At 50.3% G+C, this 8,334-nt stretch carries 6 protein-coding genes; all 6 read left to right on the forward strand.

The genetic code is table 11. The features are described from left to right. Window positions 1-490: 490 nt before the first annotated feature. The 6 genes from QZT18_RS22900 to QZT18_RS22925 all read left to right on the forward strand — a co-directional run bounded on the left by QZT18_RS22900 (window position 491) and on the right by QZT18_RS22925 (window position 8,072). A complete protein-coding gene (locus QZT18_RS22900) occupies window positions 491-1,492 on the forward strand; it encodes an aminopeptidase (protein ID WP_294151964.1) in 1,002 nt (333 codons plus the stop codon). A 54-nt stretch (window positions 1,493-1,546) separates the two neighbouring features. Then, window positions 1,547-2,623, forward strand: a complete 1,077-nt coding sequence (locus QZT18_RS22905; RefSeq protein WP_294151966.1) for a TAXI family TRAP transporter solute-binding subunit — start codon at window positions 1,547-1,549, stop codon at window positions 2,621-2,623. A 59-nt stretch (window positions 2,624-2,682) separates the two neighbouring features. Then, window positions 2,683-4,665: a TRAP transporter permease gene (locus QZT18_RS22910; RefSeq protein ID WP_294151967.1), complete on the forward strand. Its 1,983-nt coding sequence runs from the start codon at window positions 2,683-2,685 to the stop codon at window positions 4,663-4,665. A 97-nt stretch (window positions 4,666-4,762) separates the two neighbouring features. Beyond that, complete coding sequence (locus QZT18_RS22915) at window positions 4,763-5,716, forward strand: LysR family transcriptional regulator (RefSeq protein ID WP_294151969.1); 954 nt, start codon at window positions 4,763-4,765, stop codon at window positions 5,714-5,716. A 228-nt stretch (window positions 5,717-5,944) separates the two neighbouring features. After that, window positions 5,945-7,432: a hypothetical protein gene (locus QZT18_RS22920; protein ID WP_294151971.1), complete on the forward strand. Its 1,488-nt coding sequence runs from the start codon at window positions 5,945-5,947 to the stop codon at window positions 7,430-7,432. Between the two features lie 16 nt (window positions 7,433-7,448). Beyond that, window positions 7,449-8,072, forward strand: a complete 624-nt coding sequence (locus tag QZT18_RS22925; protein ID WP_294151973.1) for an NAD(P)H-dependent oxidoreductase — start codon at window positions 7,449-7,451, stop codon at window positions 8,070-8,072. Window positions 8,073-8,334 lie beyond the last annotated feature (262 nt).

The raw sequence follows: 8,334 nt of genomic DNA on the forward strand, positions 1-8,334 counted from the left end.
ACTATGGCCAGCCTGCACGTTCCACAGTACATATCGACATGGTACAGTACAACCCGACCATCACCTTTGACGGTGAAGTGATTGTAAAAGACGGAAAGATGGTCTGCCTGGGTGAGGAATAGATAAATAATTTAAAGCAGTGGGTTTTTTAATGAAGGTGGTGAAAGGTCTGCAAAGCAGACTTTTTACCGCCTTTTTGTATACGGCAGGAGTTTGTCCAGACATGAATGGGTCATAGGTATACCTGCCATACTTCATGAAAAGATATAACGAATAGGTTATGCCTCATTCATAAAAAGACATAATAATTTATAGAGAATTGACGGTATGATAAACTTATAACAGATACTATGCTAATGTTTGCCTGAATTGTCAAAATAAAGAAGTGAAATAGATAAGGACAGTGATAAAACTGTTTTTATAGATGCGCCGGGGATATCCGGCGGGAACGGTAACTGTAACCCACATCACTTCAAGAAAAGGAGAGACTATGGAAGACAACAGAATCATTGAATGTATCGAGAGAGCACACTACATCTTATCGGATCTGATGGCAGTGAAGCCGGGAGAAGAGGTTCTTATTGCCATTGACCCACAGACCGACATGCGTATGGCGAATGCCATGGCGGCGGCAGCCTTGATGTGCGGAGCAGAGTATAATGTAAGCATGATGCCAATCCGCGGAAAAGACAAAGCAACGATTTTCCCGAAGACCCTGGAACTGGCCATGGAGGCCTGCGACGTATTCGTAGGCATGACAACGGCATCCGGAGCGGCTATCTACAACAACCGCTTAAAAGAACTGATGAATGAGAAGAGGCTGCGTGAAGTATCCATCTGTTTAAGACACATCGACAATTTCACAAGAGGCGGAGCCCTGGCGGATTATGAGGCGGTATACGCGGACGGCGTAAGACTGCAGGCAATCTGGAGAGGTAAGAAGAACGCCCATATCACAACACCGGCCGGAACCGACCTGTATATGGAAATGAATGACATGGAACCCATCATTGAGTGCGGCATTGCCCGCAACCCCGGGGACGCAATGGCATGGTCGGACGGCGAAGTATCTTTAGGACCGGTAATCGGAACCACCCACGGAACACTTGTAATCGACGGACCAATCTGCTACTATGGCTGTCCGACAATCCCTGTAGAACTTAAAATTGAAGAAGGACGCATCGTAGAGGTAGTAGGCGGAGACGCAAAGATCTGTAAAGAAATCCGCCGTCAGATCGCAGAAGTAAAAGACAGCGACAACATTGCAGAGATCGGAATCGGATTAAATCCGGCCTGTATGTTCAACGGAGACTTTGAGGAAGAGAAGAAGGCAAGGGGAACCTGCCATATTGCAATGGGCAACGGCTTCTACTACGGCCAGCCTGCACGTTCCACGGTACATATCGACATGGTGCAGTATAACCCGACCATCACCTTTGACGGTGAAGTGATTGTAAAAGACGGCAAAATGGTCTGCCTTGGCGAAGAGTAGACATTGGGGAGAGTCCGTCATGATATAACCATTAACAAAAGAGGAGGATAGTGTATGGAGAAAATGAAGAAAATTTTGAGTATTGTCCTGGCTATGGTTCTAATACTCACGGTTACAGCCTGCGGATCCAAGACACCGCCGGCCGCGTCGGAAGGAGGCGGGGAGACAAAGCAGGAGCAGGCGGCGGAAAGTGAAGCCGCACAGCCCGCGGCTCCCAGCGGTAAAACAGTTGCCATGATTATGGGAAGCGGCTCCTCGGGAGGAACGTACTTTGCCCTGGGCGGAGCCATGGCCAGTGCGATGAACAAGAGACTGGAAGGTATTTCCCTGGACTCCCAGGCCAGCGGCGCTTCGGTGGAAAATTTAAATATGATAGACATCGGTGAATTTGATCTGGGCATCGCCATGAACGCTACGGCAGACGATGCATGGAACGGCCGCGGAGCATTTGCAGATACGGGAGAGATCCGAAGCTTCCGGGCCATTGGCGTTGTTTACCACGAGGTCTATCAAATCGTTGCCAATGCAAGTACAAATGCGAAATCGGTTACAGACCTGAAGGGACTGAAGGTTGCAATCGGACCTACCGGTTCGGGTACGGCCGGAACCTCGGATCTGGTTTTTAAAGCCGCGGGCATAGATGTAAATAAGGATATCCAGCCGCAGCAGGATGGGTTCGGAGACGCCGCCGTAAAGATGCAGGACGGGCATATCGATGCCTCCTGTGCAGTGCTTAATGTACCGGCCTCTTCCATCGTGGAGATGACAACATCCATGGATCTGGCTTATATCAGCGTCAGCGACGAAGAGATCGAGAAGGTTCGGGCGGAAGCTCCTTACTATGAAAAAATGGTGATTCCGGCGGGAACTTACAGCAATACAGAGGATTTCCAGACCATTACATGCCAGGCCGCGCTTTACTGCCGCGCGGATCTGGATGATGATACGGTTTATAACATAACAAAATCTTTCTATGAAAGTGCGGAAGAAATTGCCGCCGCGCATCCGGCCGGAAACGATATCAGTCTGGAAGGCGGACTTGCGGGTATCACTACCGCGGTTCATCCCGGCGCCGCGCGTTTCTATGAAGAAAAAGGCATCTCTGTGGATTCCGGCCTTCTGATCGATTAAATTCCTGCAGTTGAATGTAATGACACTTTGAGCATGGCATTTAAGTACAGGAGGTAGGAATGTATAAAGAAGACACAACCATTAAGCTTGATGAACAGGAAGTCAACAGCGAAGAAGTCATGACCCAGTTTGACAAAGAGTCGAAGTTCCGCCGCCTGAGCGGAACTCCGGCAAAAATCGTATTTGTCATTGCAGTAGCCTGGTCTGTCTTTCAGCTTTATACGGGACTTTTCGGAACATTCCCTTCCACCCTGCAAAGGGCACCCCACGTGGGAGCTGCTATGGTTCTGGCGTACCTGCTTTATCCAATTGACGGAAAGCCAAGCAATAAGATCCCGTTCTATGATTATATTCTGGCGGCGCTGGCATTTGCCTGTTCTGCCTACCATATTGTATTTTACGATCAACTGCTGCTGCGGGCAGGCCGTTTCACGGCCATGGATATGGTAATCAGTATTTTAGCCATCCTGCTGCTGTTGGAAGCGGCGCGGCGCGTGGCCGGACTTGTCATAGTCTGTGTCGGCAGTGTGTTCCTGTTATACGCATTATTCGGTAATCACCTGCCGGGATTTCTGTTCCACCGGGGCATGACGTTAAAGCGGTTAGTCTGTCTGGAGTGGCTGGGAACAGAGGGAATCCTGGGATCGCCAATCTATGTTTCATCGTCGTTCATATTCCTGTTCCTGGCGTTTGCCACCTTTTTAAAGGCCAGCGGTGTGGGGGACTGGATGACGGGACTGGCCATGGGCGCCTGCGGCGGAAGCGTGGGCGGACCGGCGAAGGCAGCCGTTGTGGCCAGCGCTTTGCAGGGAACCATCAGCGGCAGTTCGGTGGCGAATACGGTAAGCACCGGTTCGATTACAATACCACTGATGAAGAAATCCGGCTATAAGCCTGAATTTGCCGGGGCGGTAGAGGCGGCGGCCTCGACCGGAGGCCAGATCATGCCCCCGATCATGGGAGCGGCGGCGTTCATTATGACGGAGTACGTTGGAACGAAATACGGAACAATCGCCCTGGCGGCATGTATACCTGCCCTGTTATATTTTACCGGTATTTTTACCAATGTACATTTTGAAGCGGTAAAAAACGGGCTGCTGGGAATTCCCAAGGAGCAGAGGCCGGAGGTCCGTCATCTGCTGAAGACCGGCTGGTACCGGGTAGCCCCTATTATTGTCATCGTAGCGCTGCTGGTTATGGGCCGTTCGGCGATGAATGCGGCCATGTACGGTATTATCTCATGTCTGGTTATCTGGATTATTGAGATCGTCCGTCAGACCGGAAAATTTAATATACTGGACTTTTTGAAAAAATTTGTCCTCTGTCTGGAAGAAACGGCCAGGGGAGCTATCTCCGTAGCCGTGACCTGTGGCTGCGCTGGCATTATTGTCGGTGTTGTGACGGCAACCGGGCTGGGACTTAAAATGGCAAACGGAATCGTGGAACTGGCAGGCGGAAGCCTGATCATGACAATGGTATTCACAATGCTGTGTTCCCTTATTTTAGGAATGGGTGTGCCGACAACGGCCAATTACATTATACAGGCAACGATCTCCGCACCGGCGCTGGTAGCCCTGGGGGTTCCGGCGATTGCCGCCCATATGTTCGTATTCTATTTTGGAATCGTGGCCGATATTACGCCGCCGGTTGCGCTGGCCGCCTTTGCCGGGGCCGGTATTGCAAAGGCGAATCCGATGAAGACAGGATTCCATGCCTTCCGGCTGGGATTTGCCGCTTATCTGGTGCCGTATATCTTTGTTATGAATCCGGTGCTGGTTTTAGTTAATCCGGGCTGGAGTACGCCGTTCTTTATTCTGATGGTAGCAAAGGCGATTATTACGGCAATCATCGGCATGATTGGGATTGCCACGGGCTTTACCAGGTATTTTCTCATCCCCTGCAAATGGTGGGAGAGTATTCTGCTGGTAATCTGCGGCGTCCTTATGGTAGATGCGGGAAATGTTACGGATCTGATCGGAATTGCACTGTTTGCTGTGATTATCGCAATACAGTTAGCCAGAAGAAAGAGGCAGACAGCTTAATGCAAGAGACAGGTCTGAATGGGTTTCGAGCCGGATCAGGCCTGTCTTTTGGTATCGATGATTGCAAATGCAAAAAAGTATGACTGGGGGAAGTCACTTGCTTAATGAGATGAAATACGTATATGCCGTGTACCAGGAGAAAAGTTTTTCAAAGGCGGCGAGAAAACTGCAGGTCAGTCAGCCGGCCCTCAGTAAGATGGTGAGAAAGGCGGAAAAGGATATTGGAATCGTGATATTTGACCGCAGTACAATTCCGATTACCGTGACGAAGGAAGGTACCTACTATATCAAGTCGATTGAGGACATCATGTTTATTCAGAGAAATGTCAAGTCCTATTTCATGGATTTGAAAGAGCTGAATACAGGCAGCCTCTCCCTCGGCGGATCCTCGTTTTTCTGTTCTTTCGTATTCCCCGGCCTGATAGGAAGGTTCCGGGACAAGTATCCGAATGTGGTAATCGATCTGATGGAGGGAAGTATTGGAGAACTGAGGGAAGGTCTTGAGAATGAGACGGTGGATCTGGTGATTGAGACGGCAACCGATGTCGGAGCCAATATTGAACGCTATTTTTATAATAATGAGAATATTATTCTGGCCGTTCCCACCCGGTATCAGGTGAATAAGCGGCTCCAGCCTTACCGCCTGACATACCAGGATATTCTCACAGGCAGATTTGCCGCTGACGAAACGGAGGCGGTTCCTCTGTACGAACTGCGGGAGGTGCCTTTCATTACAATGAAACCCGGTAATGATATGTTCCAGAGGAGTAACCAGATTTGCAGGAACGCAGGATTTACGATGAAGACCGTCTTATTGGTCGATCAGGTCCTTACTTCCGTCAACATTGCATCCAACGGAGTCGGAGCCGTGTTTATCCGCTCCGATATCGTAAGCTGCATGCCGGAAAATGAGATGCTGACCTATTACAAGATTGGAGATCCGCTGGCAACCCGGCCGGTCAGTTTTGCCGCAAAGAAGGGGAAATACACCACATCCGCGATGCGGGAATTTATGAATATGGCCGGAGTGCAGAGAAAGGAAGAGGAATAAGGAGTCAGTATCATATGAATGGCGGCAGGCACTCCATACGGACCTGCCGCCGCCGGACCATCGGAGGAAACCATAGTTTGCCGACAGTCTGCCGCCCCGGATCATCCGGGGCGTTTTTTGATCGTCCGGTTGATTTTTAGGCACGGTATGGTACACTTAAACCATGTTCTGCGGCAGCATGGGAAGAGGGGAGAGCCTGCCTGCCCGGAGCTTTGGAAAGGAGTACATATGATTGGACAGATGAAAGCGGTATTGCTTCTGTTTGGACTGGCCGCTTCGGTATCCTCCGCGGCCGGAGTTATCACGATACCGGAGAGGAAGTCTTCGGAAACGTCTTCAAAGCTTGATATGTACGATGTACAGGATTATCTGGGCTTTGGCTTCAACGTTCCGGGCCGGGGAAAGTGGACGAATGAATTGGGACCGGACGGATATCCAAACAAGATCCTGTTTGAAGGCAGGGATACCATACTGCTTGTGGAAGTCAGGGAACGTGATCTCGAAAGCGCGGCATTTACGGAAAACTGGGATGAGACGGCCGTCAATCTGGAACGTCTGGCCGGGAAAAATCTGGGCGAAGAACTCCTGTCCTTTGAGGCGTTTGACGGGACTGAAGAGTTACCCGGAAATGAGGAGCCGGAAAAAAGGTACGGTTTCCGATACGCCTGTGAGAGGCAGGGGGAAAAGCTTTACGTATCGGTATTCTACCGTTTCGGGGAAAACTATACGGCGGAATTTGTGGGAATTGACACGGATGAGACAAGCGGATACCGGACGGCCAAAGAGGCGGCGGAGTCCTTTACGGAACTGGGCGGCGAGGCCCATATGATAGGATACAGGCCTCCGATAATGGGGGAGAAACTGTGGGATTATCCGTATCTGCATAATCCGTTTGCCGTCACTCTCTATTATCTGGATGATATTGCCCCGACGAAGGAGCGGCAGAAGACGGACTATGTGATTGAGTGGAAAGACGAGGGTGTAGAGACCCTGGTCCGGGCGGTCATTGAAAAGCCGGAAGGGGCTGTCATGTCCAGTGATCTGGATCATTTTACCTCCCTGCGGCTGACCCTCCCGCCACAGGATTACGACACTTACCGGATCCAGGTCAATGAGCAGGATAAATGGCTTCCGTCCGGGAACATAACAATCCATTCAATCGAGGATTTACTGGAATTTAAGAACCTGGTTTCCCTCGATCTTCTGCTGGAGGATCTGGAGGACATCAGTCCGATTTCCTCCATGACGGGCCTCAAACGCCTCTGGCTGACCGCCGACGGGGAGATGGAGGATCTCGAATGGCTGAGGCCGCTTAAGAACCTGGAGCTGCTTGATATGTGGGGAATCTATCCGAATATAAAGGATTTTGGCCCGATGGGCGGACTTACGCATCTGAAAAGCCTGAGAATTACGGTCCCCTCCGTGCGGGATTTGTCCCCTCTTGCAGGACTTAAAGAGCTTTCCTATCTGGATATCAATACCGCCGATCTTCAGAATATGGATAAGCTGACCCAGGTGGAGGAGATGTTTCTTTCGGCGCCCGACGGCTATGATCTGTCTGTGTTTGCAGAACTGCCGAATCTTAAGGTGCTGTATTTATATTATTCCGGAGAACTCGATACGGAGCCGGTCGTCAATGCGAAACAGATAGAACAGCTTGTCATAAACGGAGAGGATATCTATGACAGGACCGTGTCTTCGCCGGAGGAAGAATGAGAGGAGAATTAGAATTATGAAGAGGACTTTATTTGTGGACTGCTGCATCAGAGGGGAGGAATCACGCACCAGAGAGCTGGCGGGATGCCTTGTGGATGGGCTTGAGAACCGGCCGGGCATCAAACTTGAGACGGTGAGGTTAATGGAATGTGATTTAAAACCGTTGGATGCCGGTAAGGTGAAGCTGAGGAATGAGCTGATTGCGTCTGGCCGTTTCGAGGATCCTTTTTTTGAGCTGACGAGGCAGTTCGCTTCGGCCGATGCGGTCATTATCGCCGCCCCGTTCTGGGATTTTTCCTTTCCCAGCCTGCTGCGTGTGTATCTGGAACGCATGTGCGTCAGCGGGATGACGTTTCATTACAATGAAAAGGGAGAGACTGTGGGAGACTGCCGGGCATCGCGCATGGTCTATGTGACGACCAGGGGCGGCTACACGGGAGTTATGCCCGCAGGCTACCCGGATCTTGCCGGAGAGTACATGAGGGCGCTGTGCCAGATGCTCGGGATTGAGCGCTTTGACTGCCTGTCGGCCGAAGGGCTTGATATTTACGGCAACGATGCGGGGGCGATCCTCAATACGGCAAAAGAGCGGGCGGCAGGTCTTTTGGAGGAACTTTTACACACCTTTGAAAATGTATAACCAAATGGTGATATGATATAGAAAAATACATATAACGGATGAAATATAGTGCGGAAATTACTACAATATACTCAGGTTCTGAAACAGAAATAAAGGATACGGAAGTTCTGCTCCAGACGAAAACAGGAGTAAATTCAAAAAGGAGATAAGAAAATGGAAGACAACAGAATTATTGAATGTATCGAGAGAGCGCACTATATTTTATCCAACCTGATGGCAGTAAAACCGGGTGAGGAAGTCCTGATTGCCATTGACCCGCAGA

Source organism: uncultured Clostridium sp., assembly GCF_900547735.1.
Taxonomy (GTDB): domain Bacteria; phylum Bacillota; class Clostridia; order Lachnospirales; family Lachnospiraceae; genus Otoolea.